General features: G+C 39.3%; 21 protein-coding genes. All 21 read left to right on the top strand.

The annotated features are described in order from the left end of the window. Positions 1-24: 24 nt before the first annotated feature. The 21 genes from AN619_RS02440 to AN619_RS02335 all read left to right on the top strand — a co-directional run bounded on the left by AN619_RS02440 (position 25) and on the right by AN619_RS02335 (position 21,267). On the top strand, positions 25-444 hold the full coding sequence (locus AN619_RS02440; RefSeq protein ID WP_068554764.1) for a hypothetical protein: 420 nt from the start codon (positions 25-27) through the stop codon (positions 442-444). 57 nt (positions 445-501) lie between these two features. Beyond that, positions 502-2,448, top strand: a complete 1,947-nt coding sequence (locus AN619_RS02435; RefSeq protein ID WP_198153214.1) for a hypothetical protein — start codon at positions 502-504, stop codon at positions 2,446-2,448. A gap of 42 nt (positions 2,449-2,490) precedes the next feature. Then, on the top strand, positions 2,491-3,438 hold the full coding sequence (locus AN619_RS02430; RefSeq protein ID WP_068554760.1) for a hypothetical protein: 948 nt from the start codon (positions 2,491-2,493) through the stop codon (positions 3,436-3,438). After that, positions 3,431-5,098 (top strand): tyrosine-protein kinase family protein, encoded by a 1,668-nt coding sequence (locus AN619_RS02425; protein ID WP_068554758.1) that lies wholly within the window; start codon positions 3,431-3,433, stop codon positions 5,096-5,098. Before AN619_RS02430 ends, AN619_RS02425 begins: the two co-directional genes overlap by 8 nt. Beyond that, the gene (locus AN619_RS02420; protein ID WP_068554756.1) at positions 5,070-5,543 is read left to right on the top strand and encodes a pilus assembly protein TadG-related protein; all 474 of its coding nucleotides are present in this window, start codon (positions 5,070-5,072) and stop codon (positions 5,541-5,543) included. The genes AN619_RS02425 and AN619_RS02420 overlap by 29 nt, the downstream gene beginning before the upstream one ends. A gap of 285 nt (positions 5,544-5,828) precedes the next feature. Continuing rightward, entirely contained in the window at positions 5,829-6,056 is a 228-nt protein-coding gene (locus AN619_RS02410) for a hypothetical protein (protein WP_068554753.1), read from the top strand. 57 nt (positions 6,057-6,113) lie between these two features. After that, positions 6,114-6,884, top strand: coding sequence for a Flp pilus assembly protein CpaB (gene cpaB / locus AN619_RS02405; RefSeq protein ID WP_068554751.1), 771 nt, complete (start codon positions 6,114-6,116; stop codon positions 6,882-6,884). Next, the gene (locus AN619_RS02400; RefSeq protein ID WP_068554749.1) at positions 6,859-8,193 is read left to right on the top strand and encodes an AAA family ATPase; all 1,335 of its coding nucleotides are present in this window, start codon (positions 6,859-6,861) and stop codon (positions 8,191-8,193) included. The genes cpaB and AN619_RS02400 overlap by 26 nt, the downstream gene beginning before the upstream one ends. 33 nt (positions 8,194-8,226) lie before the next feature. Next, on the top strand, positions 8,227-9,552 hold the full coding sequence (locus AN619_RS02395; RefSeq protein ID WP_242867283.1) for a CpaF family protein: 1,326 nt from the start codon (positions 8,227-8,229) through the stop codon (positions 9,550-9,552). Further along, complete coding sequence (locus AN619_RS02390; protein WP_068554746.1) at positions 9,549-10,469, top strand: type II secretion system F family protein; 921 nt, start codon at positions 9,549-9,551, stop codon at positions 10,467-10,469. Before AN619_RS02395 ends, AN619_RS02390 begins: the two co-directional genes overlap by 4 nt. A gap of 1 nt (position 10,470) precedes the next feature. Then, complete coding sequence (locus AN619_RS02385) at positions 10,471-11,346, top strand: type II secretion system F family protein (RefSeq protein WP_068554744.1); 876 nt, start codon at positions 10,471-10,473, stop codon at positions 11,344-11,346. A gap of 16 nt (positions 11,347-11,362) precedes the next feature. Further along, entirely contained in the window at positions 11,363-11,701 is a 339-nt protein-coding gene (locus tag AN619_RS02380; protein WP_068554742.1) for a DUF192 domain-containing protein, read from the top strand. A 2-nt stretch (positions 11,702-11,703) separates the two neighbouring features. Next, on the top strand, positions 11,704-11,889 hold the full coding sequence (locus AN619_RS02375; protein ID WP_068554740.1) for a Flp family type IVb pilin: 186 nt from the start codon (positions 11,704-11,706) through the stop codon (positions 11,887-11,889). Between the two features lie 92 nt (positions 11,890-11,981). Beyond that, positions 11,982-12,518: a prepilin peptidase gene (locus AN619_RS02370; RefSeq protein ID WP_068554738.1), complete on the top strand. Its 537-nt coding sequence runs from the start codon at positions 11,982-11,984 to the stop codon at positions 12,516-12,518. Positions 12,519-12,534: 16 nt separating this feature from the next. Next, positions 12,535-12,951, top strand: coding sequence for a TadE/TadG family type IV pilus assembly protein (locus tag AN619_RS02365; protein WP_242867281.1), 417 nt, complete (start codon positions 12,535-12,537; stop codon positions 12,949-12,951). Positions 12,952-12,962: 11 nt separating this feature from the next. Further along, positions 12,963-13,697 carry a hypothetical protein gene (locus AN619_RS02360; protein WP_068554736.1) on the top strand — a complete coding sequence of 245 codons (735 nt, stop codon included), beginning with the start codon at positions 12,963-12,965 and terminating at the stop codon, positions 13,695-13,697. A 16-nt stretch (positions 13,698-13,713) separates the two neighbouring features. Next, positions 13,714-15,366 carry a hypothetical protein gene (locus tag AN619_RS02355; protein ID WP_068554734.1) on the top strand — a complete coding sequence of 551 codons (1,653 nt, stop codon included), beginning with the start codon at positions 13,714-13,716 and terminating at the stop codon, positions 15,364-15,366. Positions 15,367-15,380: 14 nt separating this feature from the next. Beyond that, positions 15,381-17,138 (top strand): VirB4 family type IV secretion system protein, encoded by a 1,758-nt coding sequence (locus AN619_RS02350; RefSeq protein ID WP_068554732.1) that lies wholly within the window; start codon positions 15,381-15,383, stop codon positions 17,136-17,138. 1 nt (position 17,139) lies between these two features. Then, positions 17,140-17,757 carry a glucosaminidase domain-containing protein gene (locus tag AN619_RS02345; protein ID WP_068554730.1) on the top strand — a complete coding sequence of 206 codons (618 nt, stop codon included), beginning with the start codon at positions 17,140-17,142 and terminating at the stop codon, positions 17,755-17,757. Positions 17,758-17,778: 21 nt separating this feature from the next. After that, complete coding sequence (locus tag AN619_RS02340) at positions 17,779-20,952, top strand: fibronectin type III domain-containing protein (RefSeq protein WP_068554728.1); 3,174 nt, start codon at positions 17,779-17,781, stop codon at positions 20,950-20,952. A 51-nt stretch (positions 20,953-21,003) separates the two neighbouring features. Beyond that, a complete protein-coding gene (locus tag AN619_RS02335) occupies positions 21,004-21,267 on the top strand; it encodes a hypothetical protein (protein ID WP_068554726.1) in 264 nt (87 codons plus the stop codon). The last annotated feature ends 103 nt before the right edge of the window (positions 21,268-21,370 follow it).

Raw genomic sequence — 21,370 nt, 5'->3', positions numbered from 1 at the left:
TCAAAAAAATAAAGGAGGCGCAACATGTTACCACAAAAAAAATTATTCATGCCGGATATTTCAAATCTTATTGGAGCGGCATATCCCTTCATTATGATCGTAAACTTTGTTATAGGAATTTTTGGACTTTGGCTTCTTTCTGTTTCTGGGTGGCATATGATTTTAGCTGTCAAAGGCCTATTCACAGGAACAAGTAGTTGGAAATCCTTCGGTATGAGATTCTTACAGATTCTTGTAGGGGTAACTATTATTTTTGGAGCTCTTACAGCTACTTGGTATGATATTTTCGTATTCCTGTGGGAAAAAGTGGCTACCAAAGCAATTGAGAATTTCAATAAAGAAGCGCCAAAGGATATTGTTCCACAGGAAAACAAACCATCTGGGTATTTAGATCAATTTAAATATGCAATCCAATATGGAATAATTATGATCAAAGGCGTGTGATTTTAAATGAAAAAAGGTTTTATATTTCTGCTCATAGTTGTATTCATAAGTTTTGCTATGTTGCCGGTATGGGCCGATACAGGACCTAGTACTCCGGAGAATACGGAACAGGAGTCTCAGGATAGTGGGCTTATCACCAACATTAAAGAATTATTACAGACTCTAAATGAGCTATCCCAATTGGTAAGGGAATGGAAAGAAAAGGGTGGATGGTATTATGTATTTGCCAGTACCATAGGGGCAATGCTTGATGCAGCGTTAGGTGGAATTGAAGGGGTGTATGGAGCTAGTTATCTCTATACACCCCCGCTAACAGGCAAAGATGGTCACAATTGGGTATACATAGGCTGGAATAGTGTTTTTTTTGCGACCATAGGATTTATTGCCTTAGCTTTTTTAATGACAATATATAAAATGTGGAAAGGAGAAACAGAGGGTATTGCAAAGCCCCTAACGGCCATAGGGCTTATTTTTGTATATGGATTAGTTAGTTACTTTTCATTATGGGTTATCGAATCTGTTATATACTTGCAAAATTATGCCTTTGATGCAATCAGCAGGCCGCAGATAGTAGCGTTATACAATGAACAAGGACAAGTATTTATACAAAAGGATGTAGATGAGCAAGGAAATGTCGTAGAAAGACAAATCCGGGTAAAGGAAAATGAATTGTCCCTAAAGGATATACCAGGAGATATGGTTTTGAAGGCTGCCTTTGCAAATACAGATATTGATCTGGAAACATTACAATCTACAAGTATGTCACAAATCTTTTTGGATGAACAAAATGGGAAAGTAGGTGGTCTAATTGGGATGTTCGTAGGAGAAGGGACTCAGATACTCTTGGGGCTATTGGCTTTAATACGATATATCGCCCTTAGGCTGCTGACTATTTTCGTACCTGCCTATATCAATGGAGCAGCTATCTTTGGCAAACCCGAAACGTATCTTGGTTTAGGGAATATCCTTATAAGGACTATAGGACTTCAGGCCTTTTTTGATGCAGGATGGCTGGTAATGATCGGTGTTGCCAGGACACCCGATGCAGTATCAGATATGGGGATATCTACTACCCTTGCAAATGTATTTATTTTATTCATTATTTTTATCTTGGCTATCATTTTCTGGTTGATACCCTTCATCAAGGCTTTAAAGGATCCAGTAACTTTAGGAGGAGATGTAGTACTGAAAAACATGGGAAAAATCATATGGGGTGCAGGGAAAGGATTCGAGGCTGCGTCCAATACCCTTGGCTGGGTATCATCCAAAACCGGATCTGTGCCTGGAGAGCGTGCAGGAATTCAAGGTAGTGAGACGGCTAGAAAAATGCAGGAATTCGGTAGCCGTATATCCAATGGCGAAGCTGGTGAAATCATTAGGGAGCAAATGTACAGACTAAAAGAAAAAATAGGACCGGTGCCTAAAAGGGAAGAAAATATACCATTTATTCATGAAGATCCGGAAACAATCATTGAGACAAATGATCGATACTTTAAGGCCATTGAGCTTCCTTATGGTAAGGAGGATGAGTTTATGGATAAGGTGTTAGATAAATATCCGGAGATGGAGGCAGATATCCTATTGGGATCTGAGAAAGATATCTTATTGGTGGATAAAGATAGCGTGAAAAAGGTTGAAAAGCTTGCTGAGGAGATTTACGGAAAAGAAAAAATTAATACATCAAAGGAAATTACAAATATTCCTGAAAAAAGGGAATGGAAATCTATTCGAGTACCGGAGAGCAGAAGAAACAGTGTCATGGAGAATCTAAAGGAAATACCTTTAGATCATGTAAAAAAAGGGAAGGACCCAAACCAAATTCTGATTCATCCTAAAAGTTTCGAAAAAGGCAAGTCAGAGTTAAAGAAATACTTTAAAGATACTATTCCTTATTGGGAGCAAAACGGAAGATATATTGTATATCAAAAAGGTCTTCCAGTACTTGTAGAGGTGCCTCCAAAGGATGGTGTGTACATGGGTGCGTGGAGGAAGGATCGGGCATAGAGCCAGGGTACGGATAAAACCACAGCAGAAAGGGGGATACAGGTGAACGAACATGATTTGATTATTATACCGGAAGATATCAGAGAAGATGTGAAAATAGCAGGTTTTCTTAATTTATGGAAAATATTCCCCATCGTAGGGAGTCTTTTCTTTGGCATAGTTCTTTTTATCATTTTGCCTGGGCACTTAGGATATAGAGGGTTTATCATGTTTGCTGTACCTGCGGCAATCTCCTATATTGTAATTTTTGACGTAAGGAAAAACAAAAGATTAGATAAAGAGCTGAAGAAAGTCAAAAGGGAAGGACATAGAATAGAAATAGTAAAGATTGATAGCCCGTTTCTTTATTTTCAGGACGGATCCGTAGGAATAGCTGTCAAAATAGAGCCATTGCCTAAGGAGCTTACGACAGGAAATCAGCAATATATAGCGGGCATATCTTTTATGGAGATGATCCGCTGGGGGAATATGCATAATGCCATTATAGAGCTATATGTGGACCCTAAATATGATACGGATGAAAAAGTACTAAAAGAGAAAGAACAGCAATACGAAGAGGTATTGCAGAATAGATCCAAAATCAAAAATATTATGTTAATGAGAAATAGATATCATTTTAATCTTGCTAGGGCAGGAGGACGGACAGCATACCATATGAGGGTCCGAATAAAAGGTAGCGAGGAAGAATTGATAGGTATCGTAGAAGAAATGATCGAGAGTATAAGAAGGACCGGAGATCAAGCGTATATAGTTGGGGAGGATGCCCTGTATCGATTGAATGAATATCAATTAAAGCCTACTACTACGTCTAGGCCTGTATATTTTGAAAGTGACAGGCTCATGGACAAAATAAAGGATCTTATGTATTGGGGAAGGATGAGGATCAAAAAGCTTATGGAGAATAGAAAAAAACAAAAAGCCGAGCAAAAGAAAAACAATATTTTTAAACATGGTAGTGGAAGAAAAATAGGAGGTGAAGAGATTGAGTAGAATTCACTGCATATTTGAAAAAGCAGATGAAGCCATTGTAGATGCCATAAGAAAAAATGGGGAAGTAATTCAATGGGATTATACTTTTGGTACGGCCATGAGATTTTTGGCTAGTACCGAGGAAATACCTGAAATCATTATAGCTTCAGAATTTGCATCTACAGGGAAAAAGGAAGATCTGCTTGAGTATATTGAACGGATGAAAAGAGATGCCAAAGGGGCCAAAATCGTTATACTCTTATCCCCGGAGAGGGCAAAGGACCGTGAATTTCTTCTAGAAATGGATGCAACCGGAGTAGAGTATTATCCGGCGGAAGATATCTATTTGGAAGACATCAAAAAATGGACTACCATACGAAAAAATGACAACGATATCAAAGTGGTATTTGCAGCCAATATGGAAGAATTAGAAGAGCCTTTACGGGTGATTCGGGGCATAGACATTGTAGAGACGGTATTTGAAAGGGAAGTCATTGTGGATGTGGTTGAAAGGAGAAAGCCGGATGTGGTTTTACTATCTCCCCGGCTGCCTGGTAGTGTAGACCTCATTGATATCGCATGGGAGCTCAAGCGGATGGATGTTACCTTAATTTTTCTTGCTGATACAATTGATCCACAAGACCTAACAATTCAGAGAATGCGGGAGCAGGGTGTGGATGAGATTATCTTTAAAATGCCCAAGATCGGGGAGTTAGAAGACATAATAAAGAACAGAAAGAAAAAAGGAAACAACAAAAAGGTCTATGAAGAACCACAGGAAAATGAGGAAGCATCCAAGGGAGGCTTGTTCCGCAAAGCTATGCATAATATTCCCAAGATCCAGGTTTCGGTACCCAAGATACAAATCAACAAGCCGTCTATACCGGCACTGCCAAAACGACCTAGAAGAATTAAGGCGAAAAAAGGAATTACACGACTTGATAATGTGATTGTTATTTTTTCTCCAAATCCTTCAGGAAAAACCTTTGTATCAGTAAATTTGGCAGCGGCTTTCGCCAATGCAGGAATAAAAACCGCGATATTGGACTGTACAAGGAATCTAGGACTGCATACTTGGTTGAATTTACCCTTAGAAGAGGATGGACTCTCAAAAGCACTGCAAGAGACGGAGAATGTACTGGATTTTTCTTATCAACCTAAATTACTACATAACATAGAGGTAATTACTCAAGATCCTGGTATTGGGGCAGCAGCTTTTCAAGGAAAGCAGCTGGGAAAAATCCTTACGGATCTTTCCGAATCCTGTGATGTGGTTATTGTAGATCTAGGCCTTGATATTCAAAGCGAAGAGGCCCTTCAGATACTTCAAAAAGGAGGATACATGCTTGTGATTGGAGATCCTGATTATCATCATTCAGTTACGCTACAGCTAGTCATGGATGAATTGATTGAAAAGGGGATTATAGAGCTAAATCGTGTCCATACCGTATATAACCGATATATAGATGGAATGAAAGTCCCCATAAGCGATGTGGAGGCAGCCACGGGCATGGGAATGAAATGGAGAATACCCGAGGCTACCAAGGAGGTATATGAAAGTATAAGGCATGGAATACCGGCTTCTATGTTCTCTATTGACTTGAAGAAAAGTTTTGTTCTTCTAGCCCAGGATCTTATGGAGATGATAAAAAATGATGAAATCTATGAAACAATTTCTTAAAGAAGAAAGGGGCAATATATTGATCGTTGCACCTTTTTTAATTGCAGTATTACTGGCTTTTGGAGCATTAGGACTAGATGCAGCTTCTGCTTTTATACTAAAACATCAAATTCAGGCAGCAGCTGATGCTGCTTCTCTAGCAGGAGCCAGTGCAACCATAGCCCCTTTTGCCAGAAATGAGTTTGGAGAGATTATTCCAGATGTTATAGATTTACAAATTGACCCGGAAACCGCCAATATTGAAGCAATGTATGTTTTAAACCAGAATATTGCTTCAAATAAGCTGGAAGAAAAAGGTGTTACGATCTTAGAAAAGAAGGGAGAAATTTTAGATCCTAAGCATTATAAAGTTACTATTAAAGCGAAAATCAAAACCCCTTTAGGATTTGGAACTGGGAAGGAAGCCTATAAAACTGTGGTGGCAGTAGCAAAAGTCAAGGAATAAAGTGACAAATCTAAAAAGTACTTTATTAGACAATACAAGCAGTGAAGTTTTGACACTCCGCACGCCTAAAGGCATGGGATTCTTTGGTGGTAGTCGGTAGTGCATTTTTTCAAATGGAACGAAGAACAAGTTAAATTAAGAGAAGTATTAGAAGCCATAGGACAAAAACCATTATTCGGAAATAGGCGAAGCAAAACACATTGGTTAGTGTTTATGAAATGATGTTACGCATTGCAAGGATATTATGTAGAATGATTATATTAGAAAAAAAGAAGGGGGATAAACGTGTTTATACCAAAAGGTGCTAGCGTTATTATTGAGGATGAGTATGGTAGAGGAAGTGAATACGAGTGTGAAAAAGATATCAATCTCTGGGCAAATGATTGTATAGATTATCAATCAGGAGTTGGGCACATCGTTTCTATACAGAAAATGAATGAAAGCAATTTTAAAATATATGTTAAACATTTTTCGTGCAAATTTTTTAAAAAGAGAAGAAAAAGTACCCATTAAAAACATGAGCATATATGATATTTCAAGGGAAACAATGATTTGACAAGGAGGAAAAACATGAAAGGAAAAAATAGTGGCAGTATATTCTTTATGTTATCAATTATTGCAGCTGTTGGAGCTGCTTTTCTATTTACGAAGGCAGCCATAACATATAATCAGCTTGTACCTGTGGTTGTGGCGAATCCATCAAAGGGAGATATACCGGCATTTCATGTGATACAGGCCGAGGATGTTACGGTGGCCATGGCACCGCGCAGCGAAATAAAAAAGGGAACGTATAAAAATATCAACGGAGTTATAGGGAAAGCTACTCGAACCCTTATACCGGCAGGAGAAAAAATCAGTACAAAGCACCTGGTAGTAGAAGGGGCAAAGAGTATTTTATCGGCAAAGGTCTCTGAAAAGAAGGACGGATCCTTAAGGGGATTTCCTATACCGGTAGATATGGTCTCAGGACTCGGTGGGGCTTTAGAAATCGGGGATAAGGTAGATGTAATTGGAGCATTAAACCTGCCGGCTGGCCCCATGAAATCAAATAAGGAGCCTGTATCAAAAATATTGGCCGCGGGAGTTGAAATCATCGGGAAAATAGGTAGCAAGGAACAGCCTGCTGGATATATCGTTAATCTTACACCAAAACAGGCACAGGATGTACAGTTTGCATTGCTAAACGGGAAGATAAGCTTTGCCGTATATCCCTTTGAATATGACCTAAAAGCAAGCGATACAAAACCCACTACGACAGAAAGCTTTATTTTTCAATATTTAGCAAATCCAAGTCTAATACAGGGGGGTAATAGCAATGAAAATGCTAATAGCAACCAGTAACGAGGAATTGGGACAATTGCTCAAAGAAAATGTGGATACGTATATCGGCTGTGATGTAGACATATGGGAGCTTGAAGCGTTAGAAGATGCAGTGATTGATGCTGATTATGTTTTATTAGAGCTTTGCGAGGAAACAGAGAAAATCCTAAAAAGGCTTTCTGAAGAGGGGAAACAAGTCTATGTGGTTGTGCAAAGCAGCGACGTAGAACTTTTGAAGGAGGTATTGATTCTAGGTGGAAGAGGGTTGATAACAATTGAGAATTTAGAAAATGAAATAAAAGAAATAGCCTTGGCAATGAAAAATGCTAAGCCCCAGGCTAGAACAATAAGCTCTAGAAGAGAATCGTTAAGATCTGTAAGAAGAGAAAATCCGACTATAAGCATTTATGAGGAAAATACCAGACCGGAAAGGCCTGAAATGAGGCAGCCTCAGCCATATCCGGAAAAACCACAGGGGAAGAGACAAACCATCAAGATGAACAAGGTATCCAGTGACCATTCCAGAACAATGCCTGTAAGCTTCACAAGTTTGCCTAACGGACATCAAATCATTGTGGTGTATAGCCCCAAGGGAGGTGTAGGGAAAACAACGATTGCTACTAGCATTGCTGCCCACTATGCCCAAAATCAAAATCCAAGAATGAATGTGGCCTTAGTGGATCTTGACGTGGATTTTGGTAATATAAGTACAAAATTGCGAATTAAGCCTTCTGCCACTATCCTGGATTGGATTGAAAATAAGCAGTTGGATGATCTGCAAAATTATCTGGTTGATCATCCCAGTGGAATTAAGATACTGCCAGCGCCGTCGAACCCAGCAGACGAAGGGGCTGTTACGGACATCGTGACACAAAAGGTCTTAAACGTATTGGGAAGGCGTTTTGATTTGGTGGTGGTGGATGTGGGTCCAATCCTTCGGGACAGCACCATTATTGCCTGTGACATGGCAACCAAGATATACATGGTAGCAACTCCCGATCTTGTGGATCTAAAGGATGTACATAAGGCTGTAAGGTGTTTTCAAGATTTGAATATTGATCTTGTCAAAACCAAGCTCATTATCAATAGAATGCCAAAAAGAGCTCCTTTAAGAATGAGTGAGATAACTGACTTTATACCTTTGCAAATAGCTACAGTAATACCCAATGATGATGGAATTTTGATAGAAAGCAACCGGGGGGAAATTCCTATACTGGGAAGAAGGACTAAACAATTTAATGGAGGTATGCAGAAACTATTCGAGGATATCTTACCTACAGGGTCCGTTACTAGGACGTCAGCAAATATATTTGGATGGTTCAAGAGATAACAATCTCATGGAGAATAATTGGAGGGATATGAATTGAGCGGACGTACAAATTTGATGAAGGAACGATTGGTACGATCAGGGAGGACCGTGGTTTCTGAAACCACTGTAGGGCAAATAGATTTGCAGAAGCTAAGGGATAAAATCAAAATGACGGTTTTACAAATGGATTCCGAGACTCTATCTAAAAAGCATGATCCCATTGTAAAGCAAAAAATTACCGATGTAGTGATGGAAACAATCCAGGAGGAATGCAAACAATATCCTATTATTTTGCGGGAGAAAATTCACAAAAAAGCTGGCGAGATAATCGAAGAGGTGTTAGGATACGGACCGATTGAAGCATTAAGGAAGGATCCGGAGGTAACGGAAATTATGATCAATGGCTCCGGAAAGGGCAATGTATGGTATGAAAAGCATGGAAGGCTAGAGCAGGCTGACGTGTACTTTCCTGATGAACAAAGCATACGGGATCTCATTGAAAAAATTGTTTCACCCCTAGGCAGAAGATGTGATGAAAGCTCTCCCTATGTTGATGCCAGGTTGCCGGATGGATCCCGTGTACATGCCATTATACCCCCCTTGGCATTAAAGGGGGCAACGGTAACCATCCGAAAGCATAGCAAGTTGCTATCCATCGAAGAGCAGATAGCCCTAGGGACCTTTACGGAGAAGGAAATTGAGCTGCTGAAAGCCTTTATCAAGGCAAGACTAAATATTTTCATTTCCGGTGGTACAGGTACCGGGAAAACTACGGCATTAAATACATTATCATCTTTTATTCCTGATGATGAACGCATTATTACTATAGAAGATTCCGCAGAATTGAAATTAGAGCAGCCTCATGTGGTGTCCTTGGAGGCAAGGCCGGCCAATATGGAGGGCAAGGGAGAGGTTACGATCCGGGAGCTGGTAAGAAACGCTTTAAGAATGCGGCCAACCAGAATCGTAGTAGGCGAATGTAGGGCAGGGGAAACCCTTGATATGCTCCAAGCTATGAATACTGGACATGAAGGATCCTTGTCTACAGGTCATGCCAATTCACCGAAGGATATGCTGTTAAGATTAGAAACAATGGTCTTGATGGGATTTGATATGCCCATATCTGCCATAAGACAGCAAATTGCTGCAGCCCTAGATATTATTATTCAATATCAAAGATTTAAGGATGGGAGTAGAAAGCTGGTTAGTATCACCGAGGTACTGGGGTATGAAAATGGGGAAATAAAAGTGGCAGATATATTGGTTTATGATGAAAACAAAAAGATGTACAAAGCCACTGGACATGTTCCCAAGGTCATTGAAAAAATCCAACGAAAGGGAATACCCATGCCGAAATGGCTAAAGGAGATGATGAAATGATAGAAGCGGGAGGCATATTGGTATTTCTTTCCCTGGCTTCCTTGATCATAGGAGGTCGTCTAAAAAATAGGGAAAGATTATCTCGATTAAGAGAATTAATAGAATTGGAAATACAAGGAGCAAAGGAGAGGAGTCAACGGAAAAAAGTAAAGATAAAAATACCCTTGGCTGATAAAGTAGAAATCCATTTGGCAAAAGCAGGTTTGGGGAAAAATATCCCCGTATTTTTGGCTACAAACGGTATTGTTATGAGCATTACATATGCCATAGGGAATTTTTATTTAGATGAAACCCTGGGAGTGATTACAGCATTTTTCGGGCCATACCTGGTATGGAGTTATCTGCAGGGAAGAATTAAGAAAAGAGGAATGCTGATGCTGACAGATTTCAGAGATTTTCTCCGATATGCAGCGAGCTATTTAGGGGCAGGAGCACCCTATCCCAAGGCAGTGGAAAAGGCAGCCCAAAAGATTGGGGATCCCTTAAAAACGGAGCTATTGGCTATTGTGAAGGATATAAAAGGTGGTCAAACCATAGAAAGGGCCATCAATGAAGGAGCCAATCGGATTCCTTTAGAGGAATATAAATCCTTTGTGATGGCCACAGAAATCAATATGTCCGTTGGGGGGAATTTAAGCTTAATCTATGAAAAAATTGCTGCAGATATTGATAGCAAGATAAAAAGGCAAGAAAACATCAAGGCATATACGGCCCAGGGAAGGCTAACAACCAGAGTCGTAGGATCTATCCCCTTTGCAGTGGTAGGTTTTATTCGAATTTACTCTCCTGAGTTTTACGAACCTGTGGCGAATGATCCCGTATGGAAAGTAATGTATATTGCATCTGTAGGCTGCATTATTTTTGGAATTTATTTAGTAAAGCAAATGACGATTTCCTTTACGAAGGGGGTGTCCTAGGATGCAATACAAGTATGCAATACAAATATGCATATTTTTAGCAGTAATTTTCTTTAGTATAGGTGTATACGTTTATGTTACAAACAGGAAAGCCCAGATCAGAAGCTTCCTGGAGGATGATCATGTGAACATAAGACAAAAAAATACCTTAAAAAACAAGTATTTAAAATTGGTGCATAGGTATTTTGGAGGAAAGGGAAAATCAGAAAAAATCAATGAATGGCTTTTAAAGGCAAACATCCATAGAATAAGTGCAGAAGAGGTCCTGGGAATTTCTATGGCATTGGGCATAGCTTTAGGAGGGCTTTTTTTTATTGTACTGATACCGGATTATATGGCAGGCTTATTTTTTGGCCTAATTTTTGGCTTATTGAGCTATAAAATTCCTGAGATGATCATTATCAGGAAAGCAAAGGTAAGAAATAGAAAAGCCAATAGCGAGACGCTGGAATATATGGGCCTGTTATCTACAGCCATTAGTGCAGGATTAACACCGGATCAGTCCATGAAGAAGATATGCCGGTATTCAACGGGGGTTCTGGTAGATGAATTTGAACAGGCTTTAGGAGAAGTGGCAGGAGGGCAGACAAAGAAGGTTGCCTTGGGCAATATTGCCAAAAGATTAAGTTTAGCGCCGGACTCAGTTCTGCTGGTGGAGGCGATTATACAGGCTGAAGAATCGGGGCAGCCCATTAGTAAGGTCTTAGCCGAGCAAGCAGAAAGCATTAGTGCAAGAATTGAAAATAAGGCTATCGAGATGGCTCAAAAAGCTAACACAAAGCTATTAGCCCCCATAATCATATTCATTGTGTTGCCGATGATGTTTTTAATTGTAGGGCCGGCGCTTATGCAGCTAGGAAAGGTATTGGCCTTCTAAAAGGAGGAAAAAAGTAATGCTAAGAATAGGCGAAAAGGTATTTGCACAAAGGATTGAAATTGCAGATACCTTCATTAAAAGATTGTTAGGCCTTATGGGGAGGACAAAGTTAGACCAGGAAGGAGGAATAATTCTTACACCATGCACTGGAATTCATACCCTGTGGATGAGTTTCCCAATCGATTGCCTGTATTTGGATGGCGATCACAGAGTAATTCATATGGAAACCATAGAGCCTTGGAGAATAGGGAAAATAATCAAGGGCTGCAAAACAGTCATTGAATTACCCAAAGGGACAATAGAAAGATTAAATATCAAATTAAATCAAAAAATTATTTTAAAGGAGGAGAAATAATTATGCTTCATAATTTGAAACTGTTTTTTATTGAGGAAGAGGGTCAGGGACTATCAGAATACGGAATCATTGGCGCAATTGCAGCTGTCGCCTGCGTCGGGGGGATGATGTATCTCCTTCCCAAAATTAGAGCAATATTTAATAAGATAGGCTCTGAACTAGATAGTGGTAGTGGAACAACATATTAAAAAAATTAACCAGTTCTTTTGATAAAGCATCTGCAATACCTCTTGCAGATGCTTTATTACCAATGGTGTGTAGAAGGAAAGGAGAAGTGTTGGTGGAAACAATACGATGGATCCATATTGGCATAATACTCATTATCGCATTATTTTTGGATATTCAATCAAGGAAAATACCAAACTGGCTGACCTATTATGGAATGATCTCAGGGATTATACTGAATGGAATAGAGTCAGACGGGGGAATCATGGTAGGGCTCATGGGTATAGCCTATGCCTTTGTAATTTACTATGTACAATACTTGATTGTCAATCTAGGGGCAGGGGATGTCAAGCTGATGATGGCTGTTGGAGCCCACTGCGGGCCGGAGTTTATCATTATTTCAACCATCGTAATTGCTATTGCTACGGCAATTACATCCATGGTGATTTTGATCAAAAAAGGGATACTGATAAAAACATTAAAATTTAGTGGCCAATATATATGGTACCTAATTCAAAAGCTATTGCTTCTTGGGAAACTAGAAAAGGAGCAGCCCCAGATCCAGGAAGCAACCACTATTCCCTATGGGGCAATCATTGTGCCATCGGTTATAATTACATATACATTTTTGATTATGAGCTCGGGAAGATAGAGAGGGGAAGATGTTTGTGAAAAAGAAATTGAAAAAAATCAAATTTTGGCATAAAGAAGAAGGACAGGCAATTATTGAGTTTACCTTGGTATTGCCTTTACTTTTATTTATTGTGCTGGCATCCATTGTTTTTATCCTAGCTCTATACGGAAAAATTATTGTCATTGATGCGGCAAGGGAAGGAGCGAGGGCCGAGGCATTGGGAACCACAACTGCTTTGCTAAAGGTGCAGGAAACCATAGAAAATGGTGGATTAAATAAAGATAACCTGGCAGAGGTAAATGTTACAAGGGGGCCCACTTATGTATCCGTAAGGGTAAAATATAATCAGCCCAGTATTTTGCCCGGAATCCCAAGATTAATAGGGGGGACGGCATGGGGGGATAGCTTCCCGTTAACGGGCACTTCGCTATTTAAAATTGAAAATCCATAAGGAGTACCCCTATGAAAAAAATATTGATTTTACTGGTGTTGAGCTTAACCCTTAGTGGATGCATGAAAACTAAAGAAGAAATAAAAGTAGAGGATCCAAGTATAAAGCTTTGCGAAGTATACATTCAGGGGATTCAAAGAAAGGATCAGCAGCAAATTCAAAAAATTCTTATGGGAGAAGCCTTAAAAGCCCATATGGATTTTAAAAATAACAACTATTCCATGGATATCTTAGAGAAGGATCATAAAAAGGTATTCAGCGGTGAATATATTCAAATTATAGAGGGCACTTATTCCATAGCCCTGACATCAAAGGACAATGTCAGATATGTAACAAAGGTAGGCTTTCGATATTATCTACGAAACCAGGATGGATGGAAAATTTATAAAATCGAAGAACAAAACATGTATAATTGGCCAGAAGGGCATCAGGACAAAAACAGTGCCGCTGTGGATATGGTAAAGGCATATATTGAAAAAGTGGCTTCAGGGAAATGGGAACAGGCCGTAACCCACCTATCCGGAAAAAGCCTAGACAAAGCCTTGAAGGTTGTTGCCGGCGGAAAGAATCTAAGGATGACAATAGAGAATTTAAAGATTCAAGTACTGGATGGAGATGATCACAGTGTTTTTATTATTGCCCGTTACCAGGTGAAGGTGCTTGAAAAGGAAAATAGCGTAACTCTTGTATTTTATCTTGAGAAAATAGATGGTCAGTGGCAGATATTCGATATAGCAGAAGGCTAGAAAGAGGTGATGTGCAATGGCCAAAATGAAATACTGGTTGATGGCTTTGCTGCTATGGTTGTTGCCCGTAGGTATCTATGCAGATACCTTTCAGGATACCTTTAACGATAAAACCAAAATTGATATCGATAAAACCGGCGTGGCCGTTGACACAACCAATGGGTATCTATCCCTTCCCAAAAATCCCATGCCCAATGCCCTGGCAATGAAGGAATTTGGATATGAATATGCTGTCGTGGTAGAGAATGGTGTAAAATTCTTTAGCTTTGATGGGGCCGGTATGGTGGAAAATCCTTTTTTGTCCATAGGATCCATTACAAATCCTTTGGGAGTTGCCCTAAGGGAGGATCAGCAATCCATATGGGTATTAACGGATACGGAGCTGAAAAGGTATGACTATAATGGTTCCGACATGGTATACAATCCTTTTTTAAGCATCACGGGGTTATCCAATCCCATATCCATAAGTGCGCAGCCGGCAGATGATTTCGTAGCTATACTGTCAAAGGATGGTGAAGGAAAGGGCGTAATATCATACTTTGGAAAGGATGAAAATGGACAAATTATCAGTATACCCTTTCTTTCTATGAACACAAATATTATGAATCCGGTTTCTATATCTTTGGTCAAGAATAGCTATGACTTGGTCATTGCATCTTCTGATGCCATCTACTATTATGCCTATGATGGCACAGGTTTGATACAAAATCCATTCTTGACAATAACGGGGCAGGAAAATATCGTATCCTTTATGGCCGCGGGAGATGAATTACAATACAAGATTTTAAAGGATGATAGCAAGGTCGTTGAGAGTTATTTGCTGAGTGGGACAGGAATGGATCGAGTGGATATATTGAGTAAAACAAACCTCCCTGAAAGCATAGCCATGTCGATAAAGCCAGGCTCCTTTGATTTTGGGTTACTAACAGAAACCGGGGATATCCAATATTATAGCTTTGATGGCAGTACATATATAAGAAATTACTATCTTGAGGTTACGGGATTAAATATTACCCAAAAATACAGATCGCCAAAGGAATATCAATCCATTGAATTTAAAGCATCTAAACTATGCGATACGGCAAGACTTGTGGTAACAGAAGAGGTATTGGAAAATACAAGCATTCAATATTATATTTCTACGGATTCAGGGAGTACCTGGGTACCCATTATACCCAATACATGGATCGATACCGCCTTGAGTGATAAATTCAAAATTAGGGCGGTATTTTCTACAGACAATGATCAAATAACGCCAAAACTCTATGATATAGCTCTAGAGGTAACAAGGCTTGATATAAAAAACCTTATGGTGACTAATATATCTTTAAAATATCCGGAGCAGGAGGTGCCAACCAATATTTTTCCTGTAGTAGTGAAGGCAGGAACAGAGGTTATTTTTACAGTAGAGACAGAAGGTTATGCGAAGGCAGTTTCAGCGGCATTTACTACGGGAAAGGTGGTAGATTTGGTACCTTCCAGTACAGACAATGATACCAATACCTGGACAGGTTCGTTTATTATACCGGTGAATATTGATGATGGAAATTTTATTGGTATTACAGCAACGGCGGATCGAGATGGAAAACAAAAGAGTATTACGGAAAATGGATTTTTAATCATCAACGGACAGGCCTTCTTTGATGTAGACTTAATACTTGTGGAATAAAGGGGGATTCACATTTGATAAAGATTAAAGCCCAAAAAACAGAAAGTATTTACGGAGGATATTTTTCTAGGACGGTTTTGATTAAAGATTGGCCAAATCAAGTGATCCGAGGCTTTACCTATCCTTTTAATCACTTACATCTTGGGGAAGGGATTCATACAAAAATTACATATGTGGTTGGCCCGGCGAAAATTAAATGGAATCTATGGATGGAATGGAAGGAAAAAAGGATACGGGCAAATGTGGAGGCAGAGGCAGGGAGGTCAGGAGGGATGCCAAGGCCCGAGGAGGTCAAAGCCCTACAGGCAATTGAGCATTTAAAGAGAAGTACAGCCTATTCGGGAAGTGAAGTATCTGACCTTTGGTGTTTTATCACAGTTACAGCAGATACTAGGAAAAGCCTAAATAATGCTGTAAAAAAATTGATCCACGAATTAAAAACAAAGATGCAAATCAAGAAAGTAATTCAATTAAAAAAGCGACAGCACAGAGCCTTTGCCAACACACTGATATTGAATAACGGAAGCAATGATATTATTAAAGAATATCCCGGCAGACTAATGGATGAAGAGGCAGTAACAGCCTTCTATCCTTTTCTGAATGGATCAATTACGGACAATAGAGGCCTTTACTTTGGTCACAGAGTGGCGGATTTATCCGTAGTTTTGCAAGACCTAACTGCAGGGGAAGGAAATAAAAATATAACGGTTCTGGGAGCTTCGGGAGAAGGAAAAAGTACTTTTTTAAAAAGTTTGTGTAATTCTGCAGCCGGGGATAATTGGAAGGTTGTCATTTATGACGTTGACGGAGAGTTTTACGAGTGGTGCCAAGAGGTAGGAGGATTATGGGTAGATCTTAGCAGCCATACCGGTAGATATCAGGATCCTGTAAAGATTGCAAAAAGGATAGGGGATCCTAGAGAGGATGATGCTAGGTATGCCAATGCAGCGGCCAGGACAGCAAAACTTATATCCATTCTAGCCGGGGGGCTTACAACGGAGGAATTAAATGCCTTGGATCGTGCTTTAATGAAGTGCTGGGAGGATGTAGGGATAGTAAGGGATGATCCTAGCACTTGGGAAAATAAAGGGGCCAGTATCCATACATGGTATGCATTTTTAAAGGGGGATCAAAGCCCTGAGGCGAGAAGCCTGGCTGCGAAGGTATGGCGCTATTTTGAAGGAATCCACAGCAATATGTTCTCCCATGAGGAAGAAATAGACTTTGACAACGAGCAAATCATTGTATTTCATATTGCCCAAGCCGTAAATAATCAGGCTGATACTCTTACCGGATTGGCTAAGCTTACAATGGCATTAGATATGGGCATTGAGCATTCCAGAAGGGAGAGGTTAAAGGGAGAAAATTGGTCCTTGTATGTTTTTGATGAAGGACAGCGGCAGACAAAAATTGATCTTATATCTGATGTGATTAACTTTTTTGCAACGACAGTTAGAAAATACAACGGGGTAGCCTGCTGTGCGACAAATAAAACAAATGTGCTATGGCCAGAGACTGGGGGAAGCGATGGTGGTAAAGGCTTGTGGGAAAATTCATCAATTAAAATTCTGTTTTGGATGGAGGAATCCGCAATGAATGAAGTAGCGAAAAGGGCGGACATACCCAAAGTAGTTTTTGATAAATTAAAAACACTGCATGAAACAAAACAATTTATTATCAGGACAGACAAAGGCTATGACGTATTGAAGCTATATTTGCCACCTGAGGAATTGAAACTTTATAAAACCAGAGGCCTGAAGAAGGGGAATTAGCATGAAACCAAGCAAATTACTTATTAGCGTATTAGGGGTGATCATCTTGGGAATACCCCTTTTATTTTTTATGCTTATGACTCCAATACTTTTAATTTTTGGACAGGGGCCAGCAGGACCCTCCTATGATCTGGGGGATGATATCAATCTAAGGGATATACCCAATGTGGTTCCTACAGAAATTATGTATCAGGATGTAGATAAGGCCGGCATAATTGCTTGGTTAGAAAAAAGAGGCTCCTATCTGGCGGATGAATATCATGTAAATGCCATTATTGCAGCAGGTAGGAGATACAATGTACATCCCCTGCTTCTGGTGGCCATAACGGGGCAGGAACAGTCCTTTGTACCAAGGAGAAAATCGAATGCTCCAAGGGTAGCAAGGAATCCATTTAATGTTTTTGGTTCCTGGCAAAGGTATTCTCCGGGAATACAAAAAAGCGCCATGATAGCGGCCCATACAGTGGCCAAGCTAAGTCAAGACAGACCGGCTGGGGCCCATCCCATCCAGTGGCTGAATAACCGTTCAAATCCTAGGGGCGTATACGCCACGGATCCAAATTGGTGGAAGGGGGTAACCAAGTTTTTTACTATTCTTAAAGACGATATTGGCAGCTAAATAATGATAGGAGGAATTGGAATGAAGAATAGAAAGACATATCTATTGCTATTATTGGTCATGTTGTTGAATTTTTTTATGTGTACAGATATATCCTTTGCATACCCCGAAGGTACTCCAAAGTGGGAAATTGAAGATCCTGCAGGGGTACATTCCGTATTAGAGTATTTCATTGATAATGCTGACAATCATTATGTTTTTTATAGATCAAGCCCATATTTATCAGAAGTAAAATTAGCATTTAAAAGTAGTGGTAGTAGTACTTTTAGTTTAAAAGGAAGTATAGGATCAACAAATTATCCTAAGTTTTATCAAACTCAAGATTTTAGCAAGATATATTTTATTTTATCTTCAGGTAGTTCTTATACAATAAAGTCTGTAAACAGCAATGGGACTGTGAGTAATTATGCCAGTTTTACCTATGCTTCTTATGCATTGGATATAAATAATAGTGGTTTTGTCATCGAAAATGAGAAGGTGTATGTGGCAGCTAGGACTAACGCAAATAATGTTGTAGGTTTAATATACACGGTAAGTAATTCTACGATTTCAAGTCAGGTGTTAGGTCAAAATATATACATTTCCGGAGGGGCCAAGGCAGGAAACAGTATTAACTATTATGGGTATTTATATTCGGGAGGTGGATATGGCCTATACTCTGTTCAACAAAACCTTTCAACTGGAGCCCTTAGTCATACGGCTGTAACTGGTATATATGACAGTGCTCGGCAGGTTAAAGTGTCAAACATGGGTTCATGGTATTTCGTTTGTCGTAACTCTTCAGAATCGCAAACTAGAATTATAGGCTCAAAAATCAATTTTTACAATTCTGATAATGATTTTGCTTTAAAAGATGTATTCACAGATAAGGATGGAGTTGACCATATAACTTACTATAGGCAAATAAGGGAGAAGGAAGACGGTGATTATTATTATTATCCGCGTATAGATTACACCAATTCTATCACTAGCGGTCATCATATTGAGTATGATGATTCATTCGATACGCATTTGGCCATGGATAGCGGTTATAACTTATATGGGGCCAGATACTCGTATAGAAACAATAAACAAGTTATTGCTATTGATAAGATGGATTATATTAGCAATCCTTCGATTAGCGGTCAAACAGCTACAATAAATTCGATACAGTACACAGTTAATATAAAGAGTGGGTGGAGATATGTAAACAGTACAGGTCAAAAATATAAGATGATAGTAGCTACAGATTCAGCTTTTACTAATATTGTTAGAAATGACATAATATCTAATCCCAATCCTACGAGTACCAATAGTTTTAATTATACTATTACAGGCTTGGCATCGGGAACACTATATTGGGTTCGGCTCATAGTAATGTCAAACGGAATAATGGAAACGCCTTTCAAAACAGATTTTGTATGGTATACTCTACCAAATATTCCGACCAATGCATCAGTAACAGGTATCGGAAGTAATAGCCTAGAGATAACTTGGAATAACAATAATAATTCAACGAACGGGAATTATACAGCATTTGAGGTCGAAAGATCCTTGACGGGGAATCCGGCCGGAACAGATTGGGTAAAGGTATTTGACGGTAATGCTACTACCTTTAAGGATACGGGGCTTATCCCTAAAACACAATATTATTACAGGATAAGGGCAAGAAACGGATGGGGGCAATTGTCAGGGTATACGAATATCTTCAGTGCTAGAACAACGTCTCTGCCCACAACACCTACCATTATTTATCCTACCTATAATGCGATAATGGCTGATAACGCGTCTTTATCTGCATCATCAACTCAGGAAGACGGGCTGCCTATTACCTATGAATGGCAGTATAAAAAAGGAACCATGGGGACCTGGATGAATATCGGTAGCGGAATTGGATCAGTTAGCTGGAATACTACGGCTTTAGTTGATGGTAATGACTATTATGTAAGGGTACGAGCTGTATTGGCCAGCGGAGACGGGAGTGCATGGTCCCAGGAGGTTCCTGTAACTGTTGTAAACCTAAAAAATATAGGGAGTGTAACAATAGGGGGTAAGACTTCTACAGGGGTAACATTAAATTGGACGGATACAAATGCAAGTTTTATCAACTACAACATTTATAGAAAAATAGAGCCTAGTGGGGCGTGGGTAAAGATTAATACAGTAGCAGGAAAAACATACATTGATACAGGCTTGACGCCAAATTCAAACTATGGCTATACAATTGAACCTGTATGTGGTTCTAAGGTAGGAACAAGTAAAACAATAACAGCGGTAACTTATGCAAATGCACCTACAACCTTTACTTATCCCAATGTCCAAGTTTCTGAGATCATTTTAACCTGGGATAAGAACAGCAATCCGGATGGTACGCTTTATGAGCTGGAGAGTAAAAAAGAAGGTGGAACCTTCGCCAAAATATATGAAGGGACATTGAATGCCTTTACCCATACAAATCTTGAACCAAATACAACCTATTACTATCGGGTAAGAGCCAAAAATTCAATAAATGAATTAAGTGGATATTCTTCGGAGAGTTATACGAAAACGCTGAAACCGAAAAATTCGGCACCAAATATTTCTCTGGTATTAAATGATGGTGCTGATGCGACAAATACAACAGCCGTAACAGCCAAGGTATATGTAGCAGATGACATTACACCCAATGATAAGCTGAAGGTGTTTTTTCAGATCAATGGAGGGTCTTGGATCGCTGCAGGTAATCCAAACTCAAACGGGGAGTTAACTTATACTATCAATTTGCCAGATATAGAAGCGAAATACACGATCTTAGCAAAAGTACAAGATGAAGAATATGCCATTGGTATTGATTCGGAAACGATTTTATATTCAAAAACTGCTGTAACAGATATGAATGCGGCTATTACAAACATATATAACGAAATTTCAAAGCTGGATCTAGCGGCACCCAATGTAAGGGCCGATGTGGGAGGCATAACAGCTACTAAGAATTCAAGTATCACAGTAAGCATTGCTGCTACAGATGACATTACCGTTCAGTCAAAATTAAAATACCGGTATTCCATCAATGGAGTATATCCAGAAGATGAAACATGGAAGCCGTTGATAAGCAATAAAGTAATCAATCTAGGATCAACAGGATTAAATAAAATATGCATTGAAGTAATTGATGAAAAAGGAAAGATTGGAAGCAGCACGGTACAAATATGGAGAATAAATCAAAATATAGGCTAAAAAGGAGGGACAAGGAGGAATAGTTGTTTAAGAAAAATATCGGTCGCTTTAGTGGTAGTTTTACTTTTAATAGGTATTTTAGACATAAGTCCAATGATCGCCAATGCGGCGGATGTAACCAATGGTGTTATTATTTTAGATAATGGAGAAAATTTTTCTAGCGATCCCCACATGACCGTGCTTCCTGATGGAAGAATTATAGCAACGGATGGGAATAAGCTCGTAGAGTATGAAAATGGAGTAGCAAAAAGATTTTTAAATTTTAGCAGTGCCATGACCTATAGATTTGCGCCCATAGAAATTAACCTTTCTTAATAATTCTCTCTTTGTTTTGGAATAATAAGTAAAACACCAAATCAAAGGAGGATCATTCTATGGGTAGAAAGTGCATTCAAGTAGAAACTCTGCATGGTCTTAC

The organism is Thermotalea metallivorans, from assembly GCF_001562415.1.
GTDB lineage: Bacteria > Bacillota > Clostridia > Peptostreptococcales > Thermotaleaceae > Thermotalea > Thermotalea metallivorans.
This window is presented reverse-complemented; position numbering and strand designations above follow the sequence as displayed.